We start from the raw sequence: 20,378 nt of genomic DNA, 5'->3' as shown, positions 1-20,378 counted from the left end.
CCGACATGAAGTACATCCAGTACGACCGCTCCACGTTCCTGACGAGCGACGACGTCGCCGACGCCGTGATCGAGTACGCCGCAGCGCTCGCAGGCGGCAGCCGCGCGGACGCGATCGCGATCCCGACGGTGGCGGAGGACGGCACGATGACGACCACGAAGATGCTCATCGGCCCGTCGAGCGAGATCGTCGTCGTCGATGCGGACGACGACGAGCTCGAGGTCGAGAACGGCGAGTTCGTGGAACGTCTGCGGGCGGCGGCGCGGACGTTCGACCACCCCGAGACGATCCACGCCGACACCCGCTCGGACCTGACGGGCGACGGACCGGTCGCCTGACCGCAGCGCGGTCGCTGCGGCCGTCACCGGCCGAGGTCGGTCGGGAACCTGCTGGAGTCGACCGCCAGGACCGCCTCGGTCCGTCGGCTCAGGTCAGCCAGGAACGCCCCGCCCTCGGGTTCCAGGTCGTCGTCCGGCGCCGGTTCCAGAGCGACCGCCACCGCGGGTGCGAGGAGCAGCTCCACCGTGCTGGCCGCGCCGAACTCGTCGGTCGTCGGGACCGACACGACGTCGCTCAACCGGCTCTGGTGCAGGGCGGCCGCGTACCGGATCACGGCGTCGGCCACGGCGTCGCCCGTCAGGACCCGGACGGCTCCCGCGTAGTTGACGTACTTCATCGGCGCTCCCTCGTGACGAGGGGCACCCGCCGCGGTGACGGTTCCCTGATCCTGCTGGACAGTAGGCCGTGGTCGCCGGATGCGTCACAGACAGCGGACCCGGAGACGGCGCCGAGGTGTCTGTCCGCTCCGCGCTGTCGCTCGGGATCCCGCTGGTAGCAACGAGGTGCGTGCCGCCACCCGTGCGGCGCGGGAAGGAAGCGACTCTTGACCGAGATCACCGCCCACCACGGGCTCTTCAAGGACACGAACCTGCACGTCGACGACACCGGCGGCTCCGGCCGCACCGTCGTCCTGATCCACGGCTGGCCGCTCTCCGGCGAGTCCTGGAGCAAGCAGGTCCCGGCGTTCGTCGACGCCGGACACCGCGTCGTCACCTACGACCGTCGCGGCTTCGGTCGCAGCGACAAGCCGAAGACCGGTTACGACTACGACCACCTGACCGAGGACCTGCACACGATCCTCACCGAGCTCGACCTGCGGGACGTCACCCTCGTCGGCTTCTCGATGGGCGGCGGCGAGGTCGCCCGCTACTTCTCGAAGTACGGCACCGAGCGGCTGCACAGCGTCGTCTTCGCCTCCGCCGTCCCGCCGTACCTGCTGCAGACGTCGGACAACCCGGACGGCCCGCTGCCGAAGGAGCAGGCGGCCGAGATGACCGCGGGCCTGACGAAGGACGAGGACGCGTTCTACGACCAGTTCACGACCGAGTTCTTCTCGGTGGACGGCACCCTGGTCGTCTCCGAGGAGGACCGGCAGCAGGCACTCACGCTCGCGAAGCAGGCGTCGAAGACCGCCGCGCTCGAGGCGATGGCGTCCTTCGCGAACACCGACTTCCGTGACGACCTGTCGAAGGTCACCGTGCCGACGCTCGTCATCCACGGCGACGGCGACGCGACCGTGCCGTTCGAGGGCTCGGGTGCCCGTACGCACGCCGCGATCGCCGGCTCCGAGCTGCACGTCGTGTCCGGTGGTCCGCACGGCGTCAACGTCAGCCACCCCGACGAGTGGAACCGCGTGGTGCTGGAGTTCCTGGCAAAGTAGCGCGGAACGCTCGGCGTCCGCGGCAGTGGGCGCGACCGACAGGCGGACGGGAGGCCCGCGGCGGATCCGCCACGGGCCTGCCGTCCGCCACGTGCGCGGGTCCAGGGCCCCACTCAGGCCGCGGGAGCCACCAGACCGGCGCGCCGGCGCAGGTCGAGCGCGGCCGCGACGAGCTCGCGGGTGCGCGGGTGTGCGTCCGCGTCGAACAGCCGCTCCGCGGGGCCCACGTCGACGACACGACCGCCGTCGAAGACCGCGATGCGGTCGGCGACCCGGCGCACGACGGCGAGGTCGTGCGAGATGAACACGCAGGTCGTGCCGGTGGTGCGCTGCAGGTCGAGCACCAGGTCGAGGATCCGCGCCTGCACCGAGACGTCGAGGGCGGACGTCGGTTCGTCGCACACCACGAGCGGCACCGGACCGGCGAACGCCCGGGCGATGGCGACGCGCTGCTTCTGCCCGCCGGACAGCTGGTCGGGCCGGCGGTCGAGGACGTCGGCGGGCAGCCCGACACGCGCCGCGAGCTGTTCGGCGGTGCCGTCGCCGTGCAGCAGCCGGATCGCCCGTCCGAGCACCTGCCGGACGGTGCGCCGCGGGTTGAGCGAGGCGTCCGCGTTCTGGAACACGACCTGCACGGGTGGGGTACCGGTCGGCGTCTGGTCGCCGGCGTCCAGCGTGATCGTGCCGTCGTGTCCGACCAGTCCAGCGAGGGCTCGGCCGAAGGTCGTCTTGCCGGAGCCGGACTCCCCACGACGCCCAGCACCTCACCGCGGCGCAGCTCGAGGTCGATGCCGTCGAGGGCGACGGCGCCGTCGTACTCCTTGCGGAGGCCCCTGATCGTCGCGAGCACGTCGTGCTGCGCGGTCTCGGCTGTCGTTCCCGTCTTGCCCGTCGTGATGTCGGGCAGGGCGTCGACGAGCTGCTTCGTGTACGGCTCGGTGGGGTGGAGCAGCACCTGGGCTGCGGTGCCCTCCTCGACGAGCACCCCGTGACGGAGCACCCCGACCCGGCCGCAGTGCGCCGCGACCAGCGGCAGGTTGTGGCTGATGAGCAGGGTCGCGAAGCCGATCTCGGTCCGGAGCTCGTCGATGAGCGCCATGATGCCCGCCTCGACCGTGCTGTCCAGGCCCGTCGTGGGTTCGTCGAGCACGAGCAGGCGCGGACGGGCCACCAGGGCCATGGCGATCGCGACGCGCTGCTGCTGACCGCCGGACAGCTCGTGCGGGTACCGCACGCCGATCGTCGTCGGCGACGGCAGCCCGACGCGGGTGAACGCCTCGATCGTCGCGGTGTCCGCAGCCGCGCGGCCGGAGCCCGTGGCGCGCAGCACCTCGGCGACCTGGCGTCCGACCGTCATCGTCGGGTTGAGGGCGAGGCCGGGTTCCTGGTGGACGACCGCCACGACGTCGCGCCGGAACCGCCGCAGCCGCTCACCGCGCAGGGACGCGACGTCGACGCCGTCGACGACCAGCGCCGACGACTCGACGGCGGCGTCCGGGCCGAGCGACGCCGTCAGCGTGCCGGCCACGGTGCTCTTGCCGGAGCCGGACTCGCCCACGAGCCCGTACGAGCCACCGGGCTCGATCACGAACGCGACGTCGTCGACCACCCGGGTGCCGCGGTACGACACCGTGAGTCCATCGACGCGGACCAGCGCGTCGGTCGTGCCGGCGGTCCGGGGCTGCTCGCTCACTCGGAGACCTCCTTGAGGTTGTCGGCGATCAGGTTCGCGGACACGACGATCGACGCCACGGCGACACCCGGGAACACGACCGTCCACCACGCGGCCTGCAGGTAGGCGCGGTTCGCGTTGATGTCGAGTCCCCAGTCGGCGGCCGGCGGTTGCGAACCGAGCCCGAGGAACGACAGCGACGCGGTGATGAAGATCGCGGCACCGAGGCTCAGGACCGCCTGGATCACGAAGACCCCGATCACGTTCGGCAGCAACTCGGTGACCATCGCCCGGACGGAGCTCTCGCCCTGCAGCCGTGCGGCCTGGACGTAGGACTTGCCCATCTCGACGAGCACCGCGGCCCGGACGATCCGCGCGATGCCCGGGGCGAAGAGCACGCCGACGATGAGGACGAGCGCGGGCGTCGACACCCCGAACGCACCGACGAGGACGACCAGGAAGATCAGGCTGGGCAACGCGAGCAGCACGTCGAAGAACCGCATCAGGGCGGTGTCGACCCAGCCGCGGTGGTAGCCGGCGAGCAGGCCCAGGGTGCCGCCGACGACGGTCGCCAGTGCCGCGCCGAACGGGCCGATGACGAGCGCCGGCCGGGCCCCGGCGGCGACGCGGGCGAAGACGTCGCGACCGAGCGAGTCGGTGCCGAACCAGTGAGCCGCGCTCGGTGCCTGCAGGAGCTCGCCGGTGCGGGCGAAGGGCTGCAGGCCGAGCAGGTGCCAGCCCACGGCCAGGACGACCCACCAGAGCAGGATCGCCACGGAGACCAGGAACGTGGGACGCCGGAGCAGTCCGCGCCAGCCGCGGCGGGTGACCCGTGCGGTGCCCGTGGTGGTCGACGCCGGCGGACCTCCGGCCAGGGCATCGGTCTCGACGGCACCGGGGACGACGGCGGTCATGCGGTGGCCGCCCGTTCGAAGCGGATCCGGGGATCGACCACCACGAACAGCAGGTCGGTGAGCAGGAGCGCGCCGAGCGAGAGCGCCCCGGCGAGCATCACCCCGCTCTCGAGCAGCAGGGCGTCCTTGCGCTCGGCGGCCGACACGAGCAGCGCGCCGAGGCCCGGGTAGGAGAACAGGGTCTCGACGATGACGCTGCCGCCCAGCAGGGTGCCGAGGTAGATGCCGAGCACCGAGAACGTCGGGATGAGCGCGTTGCGGACGACGTGCCGGCGGACGACCTGGCCGGTGGTCAGGCCCTTGAGCACGGCGGTGCGGTGGAACTGCGACCGGATGGTCTCGATCGTCCCCGCACGCACCATCCGGGTCAGCACGGCGAGGTACGCCAGTGCGAGCACCACGGCGGGCAGCGTGAGCACCCGGAGCCGCTCGCCGAACCCGGCGTCGAGCGCGCCGGAGGCTTGCACGGGCACCACCCGCAGCCAGACCGCGAAGACGAGCAGCAGCACGATCCCGACGACGAACTCCGGCACCGCCGAGATCGTCAGCAGCCCGACCGTGACGGCGCGGTCGGAGCGGCGGCCCTGCCGGTACGCCTGCACGGCGCCCAGCGTGATCGCGACCGGCACCATGATGACGAACGCGTACGCGCCGAGCAGCAGGGAGTTTCCGAGGCGACCGAGCACCAGGTCGCGGACCGGCTCGGAGTAGACGAAGCTCGTGCCCCAGTCCCCCGTGACGAACCCGCCGATCCAGTGCAGGTACCGGGTGACGAGGGACCCGTCGAGCCCGTGGTCGACGTTCCACGCGCGCACCTGCGCCGCCGTCGCGTACTGCCCGAGGGCGTTCCGGCCCGGGTCACCCGGCACGACCTGGACGAGCCAGAACGTCAGGACGGAGACCACGACCAGGACGAGCGGGATCTGGACGACCCGTTGCCCGACCAGGGTCAGCAGACGACGGCGGCGCGCGGTGCTCATGACGCGGTGACCCCGATGCCCCGGAAGTCGAAGCCGCCCGGGAAGTCCTGCCCCGACCGGAACGTGCCCGTGACGCGCTTCTGCAGCAGGATGCTGCTCGACGCGAACGCGGGGACGATCACGGGCAGGTCGGTCCACTCGATCTCCGCGATCTGGTTCGCCAGGTCCTGCCGCTCCGACTCGTCGGTCGTCGACTCGTACCGGTCGGTCAGCTGCTCGAGCTCCGGGCTCGAGTACTTCGACGCGTTCCAGACCGCGCCGTCGCGGTAGATCAGGTCGACGTACTGTGCGGGCAGGCGCTGCGCCCAGTTCGTGATCGTCACCGGGGCGTTCAGCCACGGGGTGTCGTCGCCGTCGGCGTAGTACTGCGCGCTCGTCAGCACCTTGAGGGTGACGTCGAACCCGCCGACCGCCTCGAGCTGCTGCTGCACCACCTGGGCGAGGGACTTCTCCGCGTCGAGCGTCGTGATCTCGAAGGACACGGTCGTGCCGCCGAGCAGGTCCGCGACCTTCGCCCTGTCCTGCTCGCGCTGTTCGAGCCCCTTCGGCTGGATCGCCGAACTCGGGAAGAACGTGGTGTCGTTGCCGACCTCGGCTGCGCCGCCGTAGACCGTCTTGACGATCTCCTCGCGGTCGAGCGCGAGGGCGAAGGCCTCACGGACCTTCGGGTCGTCGAACGGCGCCTTGGTGACGTCGAGGAAGATGCCGTCGAACTTGTTGAAGTACGGCTCGGTCTCGTTGTAGTCCGAGGCCTGCAGGGTCGACGTCGCGGTCGGGCTGGCGGCGATCTGGTCGATCTCACCGCTCTGGAACGCGAGCAGCTGGGCCTGGTCGTCGGCGTAGAACTTCACGTCGACCTGCTGCAGCTTCACGTCCTTCGCGTCCCAGTAGTCGGGGTTCTTCGTGAACGTGGCGCCCTGACCCGCCGAGTACTTCGTCAGCACGAACTGCCCGGCGCCGACCGGCTGCTTGGCCCAGTTCGTCGACGCGTCGAAACCGGCCGGCTGGATGGTCGTGTTCGAGCCCGTGAGCAGGTACGGGAAGTCGGCGTACGGCTTGGCGAGCGTGAAGTCGATCGTCGAGGCACCGTCGGCGGCGACCGACTGCAGGATGCCGTCGAAGCTCGACTTGCCGGGCGACTGGCTGTCCTTGCCGATGATCGAGTCGAACGTCGCGACGACGTCCTTGCTCGTGAGCGCGGCACCGTCGGAGAACTGCAGGTCGTCGCGGAGCTGCACCGTCCAGGTGCGTCCGTCGGACGATGCCTTCCACGAGTCGGCCAGACGGCCCTCGAGCTTGCCCTTCGCGTCCTGGCTGAGCAGGCCCTCGGACGCCAGCCCCACGATGAACATCGCGTTGTAGTCCGAGGTGGTGAGCGGGTTGATCGTGCTGTCGGGCTCCTGGAGCCCGAGCGTGTAGGTGCCGGTGTCCGAGGACGATCCGGGCGAGGCGTCGCCGCCGGACGAGCACGCGGCGAGCGTGAGGGCGAGGGCGGACGCGGTGGCCGCGAGGGCGAGGCGCTTGAGGCGACGCCGCCGCGACGTGAGGTCGACGGTCACGGATGACTCCTAGGGGTTCGGGGTGCAGGGGTGCGGTGCTGGGAGGAGTGGAGCGGTCAGCGGTGCGCGCGGTCCGGCACCCGGGGTGTCCGAAGCGCTCGCGCAGGGTGAGGTCGTCGTACGCCGTGGCGGTCCGGCCGCGGCGCTGCAGTTCCGGCACGACGTGGTCGACGAACCGGTCGATCCCGCCGGGCAGGTACGGGAACTGCACGATGAAGCCGTCGGCGCCACCGTCATCGGCGAGCTCCTCGAACCGGTCGGCGATCTCCGGTCCGGTACCCGTCAGCAGGCTGCAGCGGTACGACCACGCGTAGACGTCGCGGGGCGTCGCCGGGCCGTCGGCGAGCAGCCGGTCGACCGCGGGCTTCGGCGAGCGGGTCTCGTTCGAGGTGTCGAACTCCTCGGCGTAGTCGAACGGCACGTCGACGTCGCGGCCGGACAGGTCCTGCCCGATCTGGTGCGACACGTCCTCGAGGATGAGGGCGTCCGGCGTCAGGGCGAGGATCGCGTCCGCCTCCGCTCGGGCGTCGGCGGCGGTCTCCCCACGACCGGCATCACCGACGGCATGATCTTCACCGCGTCGGCGGAGCGGCCGTGCCGGACGGCCCGGCCGCGCAGGTCGTCGACGAAGCGTCGGACGTCCGAGGTGGAGCCACCACGGGTGAACACCGCGTCGGCCGTGTCCGCGGCGAGTTCCAGCCCGGACTCGGACCCGCCGGCCTGGAACAGCAGCGGGTGGCCCTGCGGCGGCCGGGCGATGTTGAGCGGCCCGCGCACCCGGAAGAACTCGCCCTCGTGGTCGAGACGGTGCAGGCCGTCGCGGCGCGCGAAGACCCCGGACGCCGGGTCGGCCACGATCGCGTCGTCGTCCCAGCTGTCCAGCAGACCGTTCACGACGTCGACGAACTCGCGACCGCGCTCGTACCGCCGGGAGTGGTCGATGTGGGCGTCACCACCGAAGTTGCGGGCCTCTTCGTCGTAACGGCTCGTGACGAGGTTCCACGCGGCTCGCCCACCGCTGAGGTGGTCGAGCGAGGCGAGGGTCCTGGCCACGTGGTACGGCTCGTTGTACGTCGTCGACACGGTCGCGGCGAGGCCGATCCGCGACGTCACCTGGGACAGCGCGGCGAGCAGCGTGAACGGTTCGGGCCGCAGCGCACCGTAGTGGTCGACGCCCGACGGGTACCGGTCCCAGAAGTACAGGCCGTCGGCGAGGAAGATCGTGTCGAACACCCCGCGCTCGGCGGTCTGCGCGATGTGCCGGTGGTGCCGGATGCTCAGGTGCTCGGCGGGGCGCGAGGACGGGTGCCGCCACCCGGTGACGTGCGCGCCGCCCGGGTGGAAGGCGAACGCCCCCAGCAGGATGCGGCCGCTCATGCGCCCGCACCGCGTTCTGCGGGCTCTGGACGGGAGGCCCGACCAGCGTCACCGACGTCGGGTCCGGTGTCGGGCCTCCCGGCCTCCACGGCACCGTCTCGCGCCCGCAGCGTGTTCGCCGGGCGCGACAGTCCCAAGTGCTCCCGCAGGGTGTCGCCGCGGTAGGCGCGGTCGTACACACCTCGGCGTTCGAGCTCCGGCACGACCTGGTCGACGAACCGGTCGACGCTCACCGGGATCGACGAGAACGCGAGCATGTAGCCGTCGGCTGCGTCCTGCTCGTACCGCTCGGTCAGCCAGTCGGCGATCTGCTCGGGCGTGCCCGGCAGGAACCGCCGGCGCAGGATCGTCCGGTACACCTCGCGCAGCGTGGTGGCCTCGGCGGCGATGCGGCGGATCGACTCGTACACGGACTTCGACTGGTTGATCGCCGTCTCGTCGAAGACGTGCTCGAACGGTGCGTCGAGCGGCCGGTCGGACAGGTCGGTCTGCAGGTAGTGGGACAGCAGGTCGAGCGAGACGCGGTCCGGTGTCAGCTCCTCGATCTCGTCGAGCTGCCGCAGCGCGTCGGTCTCGGTGTCGCCGATCACCGGCGACACCGCAGGCAGGATGAGCATCGACGACGCGTCACGTCCGTGCTCGACCGCGCGGCGCTTGTAGTCGGCGTACAGGGCCCGTGCGTCGGCGAGGTCGTCCTGCCAGAGGGTGAAGACGCCCTCGGCCTTCGCACCGGCCAGCGCACGGCCGGCCTCGGACGCCCCGGCCTGGAACAGCACCGGGTGGGCCTGCGGCGGACGGGCGATGTTGAGCGGCCCGCGCACGCGGAAGAACTCGCCCTCGTGGTCGAGCACGTGCAGTCCGTCGCGCTTCGCGAAGTAGCCGGACTCCTGGTCGTACAGGAACGCGTCGTCGTCCCAGCTGTCCCAGAGGCCCTGCACGACGTCGGCGAACTCGGCACCCCGACGGTAGCGGACGGCGTGGTCGAGGTTCGCGTCGCGACCGAAGTTCCAGGCCTCTTCGTCCGAGGCGCTCGTGACGAGGTTCCAGGCGGCCCGGCCCTCGCTCAGGTGGTCGATCGACGCCAGCTTGCGGGCCACGTGGTACGGCTCGTTGTAGGTGGTCGAGACCGTCGCGGCGAGCCCGATGTGCTCGGTCCGCTGCGACAGGGCACCGAGCAGGGTGAAGGGCTCGGTGCGGATGTTCACGGCGTGGTCGATGCCCGACGCGAAGCGGTCCCAGACGTACAGCTCGTCGGCGATGAACAGCGTCGCGAACCCACCGCGCTCGAGCGTCTGCGCGAACCGGACGTAGTACTCGACGTCCAGGTAGGCGTCCGGTTCGCTGCCCGGCAGACGCCAGCTCGTGACGTGCTCGCCACCGGGGTAGAACACCATCCCCCGAGCACCAGGCCGCCGTCGCGGCTCATGCCGTCACCGCCTCGTGCGCCAGGACGGCGCCGACCTGCGGGGCCACCTGTTCGGCGAACAGCGCGAGGGCGTCCGTCCGTGCACCGACGTCGGCGTAGCCGTCGTCGACCTGCACGTTGAGCTGCGTCGCGTACCGCGAGTACGGCTTCGACGCGATCGACTCCGCGATGTCGTCGGCCGTGCCGTAGTGCAGGTTGAGCGACGCGGCCTTCTCGGCCAGGGTCGTCGCCGGCGGCAGGAACGACTCGCCCCACGCGTACTTCGCCTCGATGCCCGCACGCGCTTCGCGCAACGCGGTCTCGCGGTCCGGGGCCGGGTAGATCGCCGTCGAGAGTGCGACGCGGGGAACGGCGTCGTCCGGCAGCGCGGCGTAGTAGGCGTCCGCGGTGACCTCGGCCGGCACGGTCTGCGTGGTGCCGATCAGCACCCCGTGCCCCCGACGGGCGGCGATGGCGGCGCTCTCGGCGCTGAGCGTGGCGTCCCAGATCCGGTCGAGCAGCCCGCTGCCGTCCGGGTTGAGGCGTGCGGTCCCCGTGCCGAGTGACGCACCGCGCAGCGCGTCGAGCAGCCGCGCGAGCTGCTCGTCGAACGCGGCACGACGGGTGTCGTGGTCGGCGCCGACCAGACCGGGGGCGAAGACGTCGAGGGTCTCCGGGCCGCCACCGTTCGCGACGCCGAGTTCCACCCGGCCGTCGCTGATCGCGTCGAGGACGGCGGCGTCCTCCGCGACCCGGACCGGGTCCTCGTGCGGCAGCGTGACCGCGCCGAGCGCGAGGCGCAGGGTGGATGTCCGTTCAGCGAGGGCGGCGAAGAAGACGAACGGGGACGGCAACCCGCCGCGAGCCGGTGCGTCGTCGTGCCGGAAGTGGAACTGGCGGACCCAGGCGCCGTCGTAGCCGAGGCGTTCCGCCGCGGTGAACAGCTCGAGCTCCTCGCGGTAGGCCCGGGTCGCCGGCGGTGCCTCGGTGCCGTGCGAGAACACCGCGATCCGCAGCGGCACCGTGGCCGCGCGGGCGGTGCGTTCGACGTGCGTCATGCAACACTCCCTCGTCAGTGGAGCGATGCAAACACGAGCGAGCGACGCGCACGAGCGGCGACGTAACGCAGCGCAGTGATTCGTCACGGAACGTAGGAGAGCGCGCGCAACTCGGGACAGGAGCATCATCCCCGCTCTTGTGCCCGGAGCAGGACCGACGTAGCTTGGCGGCAGCTGCCCCGGACCCCGGTCGCCGGAACTCCTGTGTTCCTCGAGACGATCAGGGATATTCACCGTGCCGCAGCAATCCGTCGACGAGACGTCATCCGCGAACACCTCCGAGCAGACCACCGTGACCGCGGTCGCACCGGTCCGCCTGGAAGCCTCCGCGTCCACGCCCGAACAGGCCCTCGAGCAGTTGCCGGGCCTCGTGTCGGGCACCGCCTGGCAGACCCGTCCGACCACCGGCGCGTACTCGTTCCGGTACCTGGCCGTCGGTGACGGCAACGTGACCCTGCGCCGGTCGCAGATGCGCGGCTACGTCCGCGGCACCGTGGCCCCCGACGACGCGTACGTCGTCGTCCTGGTGCTCGGCGGTGTCGTCTCGCTCGACCTGCTCCGCGGCGGTGGAGCGGTCGACAACGGCACCCCCGCACTGATGCCCACCGAACGACGCGCCGTGGTCGAGGCCCGCAACCACGACGCGGTCATGGTCCACCTCGACCGCGCCTTCGTCCGCTCCGTCGCCGAGGAGCGCCACGGCCTGCCCTCGGGCGGCCTGCACCTCGACGAGCACACCGCACCGACCGCGGACGCCGTCACCCGGTGGCGTCAGGTCCTCGAGTCCGCGCGGCGGGTGCTCGCCGAGCACGGTGTCGCGACGACCGCGTGGTCGGACGCCACACGCGCCGTGGCCGTCGCGTTCCTCGCCCTCTACCCGCCGAAGGCCGCCGAACCGTCGAGCGCCCTGTGGGCACCGCGGAACGCCCGCATCCGCCGCGCGGTCGACCACGTGCACGAGCACGCCGCGGAACCCATCGCCGTGTCGGACCTCGCGGCCGTGTCCGGATTGAGCGTCCGCGCCGTGCAGGAGTCGTTCCAGCGGCTGTTCGGGATGCCGCCGTCTGCGTACGTCCGCTCCGTCCGGCTGCAGCGGGTCCGTGGCGACCTGCTCCGCCTGGACGCCGCCAGCAGCTCGGTCAGCGAGGTCGCCCGGCGCTGGGGCTTCGCGCACCTCGGCCGGTTCTCCGCCGAGTACACGACCCGCTACGGGGAGTACCCGAAGACGACGCTGCACCGCTGACCGGCCGGACGCACCTGGGTCGTCGCGCATCCCCCGTCGCCTACCGTCGCGCCCATGTCCACGCTGACGAAGACCGCCACGACGCTGTTCGGTGCCGCCACCATCGCCTTCCTGCTGACCGGCTGCGACCCCGGCGGAGCCCAGAACCCGAACCCCGTCGGGCAGCTCCTCGGTTCCGAGGAGAAGTCGCAGGCCGCCGAGTGCGACCTCGCCTCGGGTGCCGCGGTCGACCTCATCGCGGACGCCGTCGGCCCGGACGACACCGTCACCGCCGCCAACATCCAGAAGGGCGACGGCGGCTGGTACCTCGGCGCCACCATCATGTCGAAGGGCGACGACGACACGAACGAGGACGACGAGGAGGACGCCGTGTCGGTCTGGGCGAGCACCGCCGACCCGACCGCCGACGACTTCGACGGGCCGCTCTACGCCGTCAACGACACCGCGCGGGACGCGGTGTCGGACACCGCCGCGACCGCGGCGCCGAGCTCGTTCAGCGACGACTCGCAGCTCGCGCAGCAGGTCGAGGACTGCGTCGACGGCGAGACCGACGGCTGATCCTGCCACGCGCCCTGGGCAGGGCCGACGGGCGGACGGGAGGCGCGGGGCGGGCCCGGACCGCGCCTCCCGTCCGTCAGGTCGCTTCGTCCACCGCCCTGCCGGACGTCACGCAGACGGCGTCGCGTCGAGCGCGATGACCGCGACCTGGACCACCGCGTCGTCCGGCATGTCCGGGTAGTAGTTGGCGCGCAGCTGTCGAGCAAAGTCGACCATGTCGGTGTCGGCCGGCTGGTGCGCCGCCCGAGGGGTGAGCTCCGCCAGGCGGTGGGCGGTCACCTCGGTGACCCGGCCGGCCAACGGCGTCGCCGAGGGGTGCTCGTCGAAGACGAACACCGCGGGGCCGGTGCGGACGTCCTCGTTCCAGCGCACCGTCGTGACCTTGTCGCCGCGGTGGACGGCGTCGTGGTGCTTCTGGTGGAAGTGGATCGTCTGGGGCACGGCATCGGGAGACACCGCTCCAGTCTTGCGCCATCCTGGGTCCATGGCGAACCGATCACCGTCGGGGCTCCGCGGGATCGGGTTCGACCTCGACGGGACGCTGTTCGACCACCGTGGCGCAGCGACCGCCGGTGCCGCCCGGTTCCTCGAGTCGCTCGACGTGCCCGCCTCGGCATTCGCCATCGCCCGCTGGTTCGCCGCCGAGACCGAGCAGTTCGAGCGGTGGCGAGCCGGGCAGATCAGCTTCCCCGAGCAGCGGCGCGAACGGCTCCGGGCCGTCCTGCCCGCGCTCGGCGTGCCGATGCCCGCCGACGACGGGGGCTGGACGAGCTCTTCGACGCCTACCGGCGCCAGTACGAGGCATCGTGGCGCGCGTACCCGGGGAGCCTGCCGCTGCTGCGGACGCTCCGTCTCCAGGGGTACCGCATCGGCGTGCTGACGAACGGCACCGAGACGCAGCAGGTCGACAAACTGCGCCGGACCGGCCTGCTCGACGCTGTCGACGTCGTGTGCACCTCGGAGCGGATCGGCGTGCAGAAGCCGGACCGTCGAGCGTTCGAGACCCTGTCCGCCGAACTCGGCGTCGAGCCGAGCGGCTGCTTGTTCGTCGGGGACAGTGTCGCGCACGACGTGGAGGCGGCCCGGGCCGCCGGGATGCACGGGCTGTTGATCGACCACGGGGCCCAGGACGGCCCCGACATGGAGACCCTGGTGCTCACGGCGCTCGGCGACCGCCGCGGGTGACTCGGCCGCTCGGCCGCCCGGCGGCTCGGCGGCTCGGCGGCTCGGCCACTCGGCCGCTCGGCGGCGGCGAGCGGCCGTAGAGTGCACCATGACCCAAACACCGGCAGCATCGCCGCTGCTGCACCTCGGGGTGCTGGCCGAGTCGCGGAAACCCGACGAACGCCGCCTCCCGATCCATCCCGCCCACTTCGAGCGCATCGACCCAGACCTGCGCGCGAACATCATCCTGGAACGCGGGTACGGTCGCCGCTTCGGCGTCACGGACGACCAACTCGAACCCCTCGTCGGCGCCATGGCGGACCGAGACGAAGTCATCGCCGCGTCGGACGTCGTGCTGCTGCCCAAACCCCAGGTGTCCGACCTCGAGGACCTGCGGGACGGACAGGTCCTGTGGGGCTGGCCGCACTGCGTGCAGGACCCCGCCCTCACCCAGGTCGCGATCGACAAGCGCCTGACCCTCATCGCGTGGGAGTCAATGAACCACTGGCGGTCGGACGGCGGGTTCAGCCTGCACGTGTTCCACAAGAACAACGAACTCGCGGGCTACTGCTCCGTCATCCACGCCCTGCAGCTCTGCGGCTCCACCGGGGACTACGGCCGCCGCCTCACCGCGGTCGTGATCGGCTTCGGGGCCACCGCCCGCGGTGCCGTCACCGCGCTGAACGCCCACGGGATCCACGACGTCCGCGTCCTGACCAACCGCGACATCGCGGCCGTGGGGTCGCCGATCCCCTCCGTCGACATGCTGCAGATCAGCCAGGACGACCACGACCCCAGCGGCAACACGGTGAAGACCGAGGACGGTCCGGTGCCGCTGGCGCCGTACCTGGCCGAGAACGACATCGTCGTCAACTGCACGCTCCAGGACCCGAACGCTCCGCTCACGTACCTGCGCACCGAGGACCTGGGCGTGTTCCGTCCGGGCAGCCTCATCGTCGACGTCTCGATCGACGTGGGGATGGGGTTCGAGTGGGCGCAGGCGACGACCTTCGCGGAACCGATGACCACCGTCGGCGAGAGCACGAACTACTACGCGGTCGACCACAGCCCGTCGCTGCTCTGGAACTCGACGACGTGGGAGATCAGCGAGGCACTCATGCCGTTCCTCCGACCGGTCATGGAGGGCACGTCGGCGTGGGCCGACTCGGACACGATCCGACGCGCCGTCGAGATCGAGGACGGCCACGTGCGCAACCCGGCGATCCTCGCGTTCCAGGGGCGCTCGGACGAGTACCCGCACGTGGTGGGCGGCTGACGCGGGCGCTGGTCGGCGCTGACCCGATGCGGAACGACGAGGTCGACGTCGTGCGACAACGGCATTGTCGTACCGCGTCGGCGGTGCTCACCGGAGCGCCGCAGCAGCCTCCCGCAGCTCGGCGAACGCTGCGAGCGCATGACCCGCGAGTCCGTCGTCATCAGCGCGTGCCGCACCGGCCCACCGGTCGAACCCCTGCTTGAAGGCGAGCACGCCCATCTCGCTCGCGAGCCGGGCCGTCGGTTCCGCGACCCCGCGCTCGATGAGCGCATCGGTCATCGCGGCGGCCATCCCGACGCTCTTCAGGGCATCGCGCTCCTGCAGCTCGGCGCTCGCGGCGACCGCGGCCTTGAGTCGCGGTCCCAGCTCGCGGTTCATCGGACCCATCTCGCCCGATGCACGTTCGAGCCCAGCGGCGACGGCGTCGAGCGGTGAACGTTCGGGCGCTGCGTCGGTGATCCCCTCGGACAACAAGCGGCTCAGCGTCTCCTGCCCGGCGACGAGCAGTTCGCGCTTGTCCGGGAAGTGTCGGAAGAAGGTGCTCTTCGTGACCCCCGCTCGCTCGGCGATCTGCGTCACGGTCGTCTCGTCGTACCCCTGTTCGGAGAACAGGTCGACGGCGGCCAGGACCAGCCGTTCCCGAGCTCCCGGTTCCCATCGCGCCATGGGAGCATCCTACGGGACGGGACAATTGTCTCATCGCGGGTGTACGGTGACGAGACACTTGTCCCATCACTGGAGGATCCCATGCGCGTCTTCATCACCGGCGGCACCGGCACCATCGGAACGGCCGTCGTCGCCGAACTCATCGCCGCAGGCCACAGCATCACTGCGCTCGCCCGCTCGGAACGCTCAGCTGCAGCCCTCACCGCGGCGGGAGCCGAACCGGTCCGGGGCGGCCTCAGCGAGCTCGACGTCCTCCGTGCCGGTGCGCGCGCCGCCGACGGCGTCGTCAGCCTCGCGTTCTCGAACGACTTCAGCTCGCCGGAGGCCCTGACCCGGGGCATCGCCGAGGAAGCGGCTGCGATGGCCGTACTCGGCGAGGAACTCGTCGGCTCCGACCGCCCGTTCGTCGTCGTGTCCGGCACGCCGTGGGTCCCGGGCAGGGCATCGACCGAGGCCGACCCTCTGCCCCTCGAGGGACCGGTCGCCGGCCGCGCCCGATCGGTCCTCGCCGCGCTCGAGCTCGCGGAGCGCGGCGTCCGGGTGTCCGCGATCCGCCTGCCGCGGACCGTGCACGCCGACGGCGCGGGCGGCTTCGCGGGCATCCTCACCGAGACAGCCCGAGGCAGCGGTGTGGCCGGGTACCCCGGAGACGGCGAACAGCGCTGGCCCGCCGTGCACGCTCGGGACGCCGCCGTGCTCTTCCGGCTGGCACTGGAGGTCGCACCGGCCGGCACGGTCTGGCACGCCGTGGCCGACGAGGGCGACCGGGTGCGCGACCTCGCCGAGGTGATCGGCCGACGGCTCGGACTGCCGGTCGAGCGCGTCGCGGACGTGACGTTCGGGGCGTTCGCCCCGATCTTCGTGATGGACCAGCCGGCGTCGAGCGAGCACACGCGTCGCACGCTCGGTTGGGAGCCGGTCCACGAATCGCTGCTGGCGGACCTGGAACACATCGAGCGCTGACGTCGCGCCCTGGGCGCGACCGAGGGACGGATAGGAGGCGAGGTGCGGGCCCGCACCGTGCCTCCCGTCCGCCGTCGGCGCGCGTGACCTGCCCCGCCTCGGTCGCGCGGACCGGTGCGGTCGGTGAGGCGGTGCGGTCGGTCAGGCGGTGCGGTCGGTCAGGCGGTGCGGTCAGTTCCCCCACACGAAGAACGCGATGACCCCGCCGATCAGGACCGCGCCGACCGGGACGAGGTACACCCAGTCGTGACGGATGGGACCCTGTCCGGGCTGGTGGTCGCGCTGGAACGGCGCGACCGGGTTCCCACTCGTTCCCGGCAAGGAGTCGACGGAGTGCTGTCGGACCGGCTCGTGTCGTCGGCTGTTCATCGGACCCCCGTGATCGCGTCTGCGGTGGGCTCTGGCGGGCTCGAACCGCCGACCACTTCGGTGTAAACGAAGTGCTCTACCAACTGAGCTAAGAGCCCGCGACACGATCCTAGAGGTCGATCCCCCGTATCGTTGCGCTGGACAGCCCGGCCGCTGGCCAGTTCAGCGCTCGGCTTCATTTCGCCGATAGTAAGACGTACACTTAACCCATGTCCGACGAGTCCGTCTACGCCGTGATCCTCGACCTCGTCGACTCACGCACGCTCGACGACCGCCCCGCCGCACAGCGCGATGTCGAGCAGGCGTTCCGCGAGACGACCGACGTCACCCCGGTGGACCCGGTGCACGCGACCGTCGGCGACGAGTTCCAGGTCATCTACGCCACGCTCACCGACGCACTCGTCGCCAGCACCGCCGCGATGCTCGCGCTGCCACCGACGGTGCAGGTCCGGCTCGGGATGGGGCGCGGGACGGTGCACACGGTGGGGTCCGGCGCGAGCGGTCCGCTCCAGGACGGCCCGGCGTGGTGGTCCGCCCGCGACGCCATCAACGAGACGCACCGCCGTGAAGACGGCCGGACGTCCTTCCTCCGGTCGTGGTTCCACGCGTCAGACGACCGCAACGGCACCGAGGAGCGACTCGTGAACGCCTACTTCCTCAGCCGCGACCACGTCATCGCCCGCCTGACGCCCCGGGCCAGACGCATCGCGCTCGGCCTCGTCCAAGGGCGGACCCAGGCACAGATCGCCGCAGCCGAGGGGATCACCCCGTCAGCGGTGTCCCAGTCGGTGCAGAAGTCGGGTGCGGTCGCGATCGTCGAGGGCCTCCGGGTCCTCGTGGGACAGGAACGCTGATGCTCGCCGGGATCCTCCTCGCACTCATCGGTCTGGGCGACGTCGTCCGGGCCCGCACCGCTGTCGACGTGCACCGGCAGCGCACGCTGACCACCATCGCGGTCGTCGTGCTGTGGGCCGGGGTGTCCGCCGTGGCGTGGCTCGGTCTCGGTGTCCCCGTGTGGGGCGTCCTCGTCTCGGTGGTGCTCGCGGCGGCGTGGATCGCCACGACGGCGCCGGTCCGAGCCGGCGCCGGGACCGCCGACGACGACCGTGAGGCGCCGACGACCCGGGGGCTGCTGCGGCGGTCCGGGTCCTGGCCCGCGGTCCTGCTCGCCGTCGCCGTCGCCGTGCTGCTGCTCTGGGGGCCACTGCCCGACGGCGCGGGCTTCGTGGTCGACTGGCACGACGGCTCGGGCCTGGCGTTCGTCGACGCCGTTCCGCTCGCCGCCGTCGTGGGCGGTGTCGGCTCGGCGCTGTTCCTCGTGGACTCCGCGAACGTGGTCGTCGCCCAGGCCCTCCCGCCGGGACTGCAGCGCGGAGCCACCACGGGCGCCGAGGCCGATGACCTCCGCCGCCGGTTCGGGCGGCGCCGACGCTCCGACGCCGACGCCGACGCGTCCGGGGACAGCACGGTGCGCCTCAAGGGCGGACGCCTGATCGGCCCGATCGAACGGCTGCTGCTGGCCGGGTTCGCGGTGACGGGAGCCTTCCCGGTGGTCGCCGCACTGATCGCGGCCAAGGGCATCGTCCGGTTCCCCGAGATCCGACGCGAGACGACCGGCTACCAGGCGGAGTACTTCCTGATCGGCAGCCTGGTGAGCTGGGCGATGGCCTTCGCCGCCGCCGGCATGTGCTGGCTCCTGGCGCACAGCTGACCGCGCGGAGCCCCGCCCCGCCCGCGTTTCCCGAGGTTCCGCAACCTCGGCATCGCGGCCCCGAGCGCGTCGCAGTGGAACCTCGGGACGCACCCGCACCCCCACCCGCACCCGAGAACCCCGGGGACGGCGGGTACCCTCTCCCTCGTGAACGGTGCCGGTGTCCTCGACGAATCCGGGCGGCTGCGGCTCCTCGGCTCCGGGGTGACGGGTGCCGCGTTCGCGGTCGTCCTCGTCATGCTCGTGCTGTCGTCCTTCACCGAGGCGACCACCACCGTCCTGGTCTCGGTCGGCATCCCGTCCGCGGCGGCGGGTGCCGCGATCGCCGTGTACCTGCAGCTCCGAGCGTGGCGCGCCGAGGGTGGGTACGAGCGTTCGATCGCGGTGCGCGAGTGGATCGCCGACGGGCAGGTGCCGTACGGCGTGCCAGCCGAACTCTGGATCCCGCTCGTGCAGGCGCAGGCCGACCGCGAAGGAGCCGGCTGGGGCAAGGTCGTCCTCGGCACGCTGTGGATCGCGATGACGTGGTCGATGCGTGACCAGCACGACGCCCTCATCACGACGATGTTGATCCTGCTCTGGGCCGGCATGGTCCTGTGGGCGGCGGTGTGGGTGATCCCCCGCGCTCGAGCGGCCCGCGCGCTGCTCCGCCGCGGCGTCTCCACGATCGGCTGAGCGACCGCGCGAAACCATCGGCTGAGCGACCGCCGGAACCCACTGACTACGCTCTTCGGCATGCAGAGTCGCACCCTCGGTCGCACCGGCCGCGAAGTCTCCCCCATCGGTCTCGGTACGTGGCAGTTCGGCGGTGATTGGGGTCCGGTGAGCGAAGCGGACGCGAACGCCGTGATGGACGCCTCGGTCGAGTCCGGCGTCACGCTCTTCGACACCGCCGACGTGTACGGCGACGGTCGTAGCGAGCAGCTCATCGGTTCGTGGCGCGCATCGAACCCCGACGTGCCGCTGACGGTCACGACGAAGATGGGTCGCCGCGCCGATCAGGTCCCGGCGAACTACGTCGCGGCGAACTTCCGCGAGTGGGTCGACCGCTCCCGCACGAACCTGCGACAGGACACGCTCGACCTGGTGCAGCTGCACTGCCCGCCGTCCGAGGTCATCGGCGACGACGCCGCGTACGACGCCCTCGATGCACTGGTCGCGGACGGCTCGGTCGCCGCCTACGGCGTCAGCGTCGAGACCGCCGACCAGGCACTCACCGCGATCGCCCGGCCCGGCGTCGCGAGCGTCCAGATCATCCTCAACGCGTTCCGGCTCAAGCCGCTCGACCGCGTGCTGCCGGCGGCCCTGGAGGCAGGGGTCGGCATCCTCGCGCGCGTCCCGTTGGCCTCGGGGTTGCTGTCCGGCAAGTACACGACGGAGACGTCCTTCGCCGAGGGCGACCACCGCAACTACAACCGCCACGGCGAGGCCTTCGACCAGGGCGAGACGTTCAGCGGTGTGGACTACGACGACGGTGTGCGCGCGGCGCAGACCTTCGCCGCGTCGCTGCCAGACGCCGTCTCGGTGCCGCAGGCGGCGCTCGCTTGGGTCATCGCGCAGGACGGCGTGACCGCGGCGATCCCCGGTGCCCGCAACCCGGAGCAGGCTCGTTCGAACGCGGCGGCCGTCGACTTGCCGGAGATCGACGGCCTGGACGCCACGGTGCGCGACCTCTACGACACGTGGTTCCGCGCCACGGTCCACGACCGCTGGTGAGGACCCGCGTCGTCGCGGTCGCGGTGG

Annotated in this window: 22 protein-coding genes, 1 tRNA gene and 2 pseudogenes; 12 read left to right on the top strand and 13 right to left on the bottom strand. The window is 71.7% G+C overall.

The window, feature by feature from the left end:
- Positions 1-5 precede the first annotated feature (5 nt).
- Positions 6-338 carry a hypothetical protein gene (locus JN350_RS11410; RefSeq protein ID WP_111085665.1) on the top strand — a complete coding sequence of 111 codons (333 nt, stop codon included), beginning with the start codon at positions 6-8 and terminating at the stop codon, positions 336-338.
- 23 nt (positions 339-361) lie between these two features.
- Here JN350_RS11410 and JN350_RS11405 read toward each other — a convergent pair whose 3' ends face one another.
- Positions 362-676, bottom strand: a complete 315-nt coding sequence (locus JN350_RS11405) for a hypothetical protein (protein ID WP_205462278.1) — start codon at positions 674-676, stop codon at positions 362-364.
- 207 nt (positions 677-883) lie between these two features.
- On the opposite strand from JN350_RS11405, the gene JN350_RS11400 reads away from it, so the two are divergent.
- Entirely contained in the window at positions 884-1,720 is an 837-nt protein-coding gene (locus JN350_RS11400) for an alpha/beta fold hydrolase (RefSeq protein ID WP_205462277.1), read from the top strand.
- 113 nt (positions 1,721-1,833) lie between these two features.
- On the opposite strand, the pseudogene JN350_RS11395 reads toward JN350_RS11400, so the two are convergent.
- The 8 genes and pseudogenes from JN350_RS11395 to JN350_RS11360 all read right to left on the bottom strand — a co-directional run.
- A pseudogene (locus JN350_RS11395) lies at positions 1,834-2,457 on the bottom strand (ATP-binding cassette domain-containing protein); the annotation flags it as partial.
- 452 nt (positions 2,458-2,909) lie between these two features.
- A pseudogene (locus JN350_RS20900) lies at positions 2,910-3,278 on the bottom strand (ATP-binding cassette domain-containing protein); the annotation flags it as partial.
- Between the two features lie 131 nt (positions 3,279-3,409).
- Positions 3,410-4,306, bottom strand: coding sequence for an ABC transporter permease (locus JN350_RS11385; RefSeq protein ID WP_205462276.1), 897 nt, complete (start codon positions 4,304-4,306; stop codon positions 3,410-3,412).
- Positions 4,303-5,286 carry an ABC transporter permease gene (locus tag JN350_RS11380; RefSeq protein ID WP_205462275.1) on the bottom strand — a complete coding sequence of 328 codons (984 nt, stop codon included), beginning with the start codon at positions 5,284-5,286 and terminating at the stop codon, positions 4,303-4,305. Before JN350_RS11380 ends, JN350_RS11385 begins: the two co-directional genes overlap by 4 nt.
- The gene (locus tag JN350_RS11375; RefSeq protein WP_205462274.1) at positions 5,283-6,845 is read right to left on the bottom strand and encodes an ABC transporter substrate-binding protein; all 1,563 of its coding nucleotides are present in this window, start codon (positions 6,843-6,845) and stop codon (positions 5,283-5,285) included. Before JN350_RS11375 ends, JN350_RS11380 begins: the two co-directional genes overlap by 4 nt.
- Positions 6,846-7,337: 492 nt before the next feature.
- Complete coding sequence (locus tag JN350_RS11370; protein ID WP_205462273.1) at positions 7,338-8,222, bottom strand: NtaA/DmoA family FMN-dependent monooxygenase; 885 nt, start codon at positions 8,220-8,222, stop codon at positions 7,338-7,340.
- Positions 8,219-9,616: an LLM class flavin-dependent oxidoreductase gene (locus JN350_RS11365; protein WP_205462272.1), complete on the bottom strand. Its 1,398-nt coding sequence runs from the start codon at positions 9,614-9,616 to the stop codon at positions 8,219-8,221. Before JN350_RS11365 ends, JN350_RS11370 begins: the two co-directional genes overlap by 4 nt.
- A 28-nt stretch (positions 9,617-9,644) precedes the next feature.
- Positions 9,645-10,685 (bottom strand): LLM class flavin-dependent oxidoreductase, encoded by a 1,041-nt coding sequence (locus tag JN350_RS11360; RefSeq protein ID WP_205462271.1) that lies wholly within the window; start codon positions 10,683-10,685, stop codon positions 9,645-9,647.
- Between the two features lie 235 nt (positions 10,686-10,920).
- Here JN350_RS11360 and JN350_RS11355 point away from each other — a divergent pair, with 235 nt between their 5' ends.
- Both JN350_RS11355 and JN350_RS11350 read left to right on the top strand, forming a co-directional pair.
- The gene (locus tag JN350_RS11355) at positions 10,921-11,928 is read left to right on the top strand and encodes a helix-turn-helix transcriptional regulator (RefSeq protein ID WP_205462270.1); all 1,008 of its coding nucleotides are present in this window, start codon (positions 10,921-10,923) and stop codon (positions 11,926-11,928) included.
- Between the two features lie 54 nt (positions 11,929-11,982).
- Positions 11,983-12,486, top strand: a complete 504-nt coding sequence (locus JN350_RS11350) for a hypothetical protein (RefSeq protein ID WP_205462269.1) — start codon at positions 11,983-11,985, stop codon at positions 12,484-12,486.
- 108 nt (positions 12,487-12,594) lie between these two features.
- Here JN350_RS11350 and JN350_RS11345 read toward each other — a convergent pair whose 3' ends face one another.
- Positions 12,595-12,927, bottom strand: a complete 333-nt coding sequence (locus JN350_RS11345; protein ID WP_240347277.1) for an ASCH domain-containing protein — start codon at positions 12,925-12,927, stop codon at positions 12,595-12,597.
- A gap of 43 nt (positions 12,928-12,970) precedes the next feature.
- Here JN350_RS11345 and JN350_RS19445 point away from each other — a divergent pair, with 43 nt between their 5' ends.
- From JN350_RS19445 to JN350_RS11335, 3 genes are all read left to right on the top strand, one after another.
- A complete protein-coding gene (locus JN350_RS19445; protein WP_240347758.1) occupies positions 12,971-13,366 on the top strand; it encodes an HAD family hydrolase in 396 nt (131 codons plus the stop codon).
- The gene (locus tag JN350_RS11340) at positions 13,249-13,671 is read left to right on the top strand and encodes an HAD family hydrolase (protein ID WP_240347724.1); all 423 of its coding nucleotides are present in this window, start codon (positions 13,249-13,251) and stop codon (positions 13,669-13,671) included. The genes JN350_RS19445 and JN350_RS11340 overlap by 118 nt, the downstream gene beginning before the upstream one ends.
- 88 nt (positions 13,672-13,759) lie before the next feature.
- Positions 13,760-14,926, top strand: a complete 1,167-nt coding sequence (locus tag JN350_RS11335; protein ID WP_205462267.1) for a N(5)-(carboxyethyl)ornithine synthase — start codon at positions 13,760-13,762, stop codon at positions 14,924-14,926.
- Between the two features lie 87 nt (positions 14,927-15,013).
- Here the strand turns inward: JN350_RS11335 and JN350_RS11330 are convergent, their stop codons facing one another.
- Positions 15,014-15,592, bottom strand: a complete 579-nt coding sequence (locus JN350_RS11330; protein ID WP_123292596.1) for a TetR/AcrR family transcriptional regulator — start codon at positions 15,590-15,592, stop codon at positions 15,014-15,016.
- Positions 15,593-15,673: 81 nt separating this feature from the next.
- Between JN350_RS11330 and JN350_RS11325 the strand changes: the two genes are divergently transcribed.
- The gene (locus JN350_RS11325) at positions 15,674-16,555 is read left to right on the top strand and encodes an NAD-dependent epimerase/dehydratase family protein (protein ID WP_205462266.1); all 882 of its coding nucleotides are present in this window, start codon (positions 15,674-15,676) and stop codon (positions 16,553-16,555) included.
- A 171-nt stretch (positions 16,556-16,726) separates the two neighbouring features.
- On the opposite strand, the gene JN350_RS11320 is transcribed toward JN350_RS11325, so the two are convergent.
- Both JN350_RS11320 and JN350_RS11315 read right to left on the bottom strand, forming a co-directional pair.
- The gene (locus JN350_RS11320; protein WP_205462265.1) at positions 16,727-16,924 is read right to left on the bottom strand and encodes a hypothetical protein; all 198 of its coding nucleotides are present in this window, start codon (positions 16,922-16,924) and stop codon (positions 16,727-16,729) included.
- A gap of 25 nt (positions 16,925-16,949) precedes the next feature.
- Positions 16,950-17,022, bottom strand: a tRNA-Val gene (locus JN350_RS11315).
- Between the two features lie 111 nt (positions 17,023-17,133).
- Between JN350_RS11315 and JN350_RS11310 the strand changes: the two genes are divergently transcribed.
- From JN350_RS11310 to JN350_RS11295, 4 genes are all read left to right on the top strand, one after another.
- Complete coding sequence (locus JN350_RS11310) at positions 17,134-17,778, top strand: SatD family protein (protein ID WP_205462264.1); 645 nt, start codon at positions 17,134-17,136, stop codon at positions 17,776-17,778.
- On the top strand, positions 17,778-18,635 hold the full coding sequence (locus tag JN350_RS11305) for a hypothetical protein (protein WP_205462263.1): 858 nt from the start codon (positions 17,778-17,780) through the stop codon (positions 18,633-18,635). Before JN350_RS11310 ends, JN350_RS11305 begins: the two co-directional genes overlap by 1 nt.
- Positions 18,636-18,782: 147 nt before the next feature.
- Positions 18,783-19,310, top strand: coding sequence for a hypothetical protein (locus tag JN350_RS11300; protein ID WP_205462262.1), 528 nt, complete (start codon positions 18,783-18,785; stop codon positions 19,308-19,310).
- Positions 19,311-19,370: 60 nt separating this feature from the next.
- Positions 19,371-20,351, top strand: coding sequence for an aldo/keto reductase (locus tag JN350_RS11295; RefSeq protein WP_205462261.1), 981 nt, complete (start codon positions 19,371-19,373; stop codon positions 20,349-20,351).
- The last annotated feature ends 27 nt before the right edge of the window (positions 20,352-20,378 follow it).

The sequence above is a fragment of the Curtobacterium sp. 24E2 genome (genome assembly GCF_016925595.1).
GTDB lineage: Bacteria > Actinomycetota > Actinomycetes > Actinomycetales > Microbacteriaceae > Curtobacterium.
This window is presented reverse-complemented; position numbering and strand designations above follow the sequence as displayed.

Coding starts and splice junctions, on each gene's coding strand:
- JN350_RS19445 (WP_240347758.1), top strand. CDS start 12,971: ATGGCGAACCGATCACCGTCGGGGCTCCGCGGGATCGGGTTCGACCTC.
- JN350_RS11335 (WP_205462267.1), top strand. CDS start 13,760: ATGACCCAAACACCGGCAGCATCGCCGCTGCTGCACCTCGGGGTGCTG.
- JN350_RS11385 (WP_205462276.1), bottom strand. CDS start 4,306: ATGACCGCCGTCGTCCCCGGTGCCGTCGAGACCGATGCCCTGGCCGGA.
- JN350_RS11305 (WP_205462263.1), top strand. CDS start 17,778: ATGCTCGCCGGGATCCTCCTCGCACTCATCGGTCTGGGCGACGTCGTC.
- JN350_RS11350 (WP_205462269.1), top strand. CDS start 11,983: ATGTCCACGCTGACGAAGACCGCCACGACGCTGTTCGGTGCCGCCACC.
- JN350_RS11330 (WP_123292596.1), bottom strand. CDS start 15,592: ATGGCGCGATGGGAACCGGGAGCTCGGGAACGGCTGGTCCTGGCCGCC.
- JN350_RS11295 (WP_205462261.1), top strand. CDS start 19,371: ATGCAGAGTCGCACCCTCGGTCGCACCGGCCGCGAAGTCTCCCCCATC.
- JN350_RS11320 (WP_205462265.1), bottom strand. CDS start 16,924: ATGAACAGCCGACGACACGAGCCGGTCCGACAGCACTCCGTCGACTCC.
- JN350_RS11380 (WP_205462275.1), bottom strand. CDS start 5,286: ATGAGCACCGCGCGCCGCCGTCGTCTGCTGACCCTGGTCGGGCAACGG.
- JN350_RS11365 (WP_205462272.1), bottom strand. CDS start 9,616: ATGGTGTTCTACCCCGGTGGCGAGCACGTCACGAGCTGGCGTCTGCCG.
- JN350_RS11405 (WP_205462278.1), bottom strand. CDS start 676: ATGAAGTACGTCAACTACGCGGGAGCCGTCCGGGTCCTGACGGGCGAC.
- JN350_RS11410 (WP_111085665.1), top strand. CDS start 6: ATGAAGTACATCCAGTACGACCGCTCCACGTTCCTGACGAGCGACGAC.
- JN350_RS11310 (WP_205462264.1), top strand. CDS start 17,134: ATGTCCGACGAGTCCGTCTACGCCGTGATCCTCGACCTCGTCGACTCA.
- JN350_RS11360 (WP_205462271.1), bottom strand. CDS start 10,685: ATGACGCACGTCGAACGCACCGCCCGCGCGGCCACGGTGCCGCTGCGG.
- JN350_RS11370 (WP_205462273.1), bottom strand. CDS start 8,222: ATGAGCGGCCGCATCCTGCTGGGGGCGTTCGCCTTCCACCCGGGCGGC.
- JN350_RS11325 (WP_205462266.1), top strand. CDS start 15,674: ATGCGCGTCTTCATCACCGGCGGCACCGGCACCATCGGAACGGCCGTC.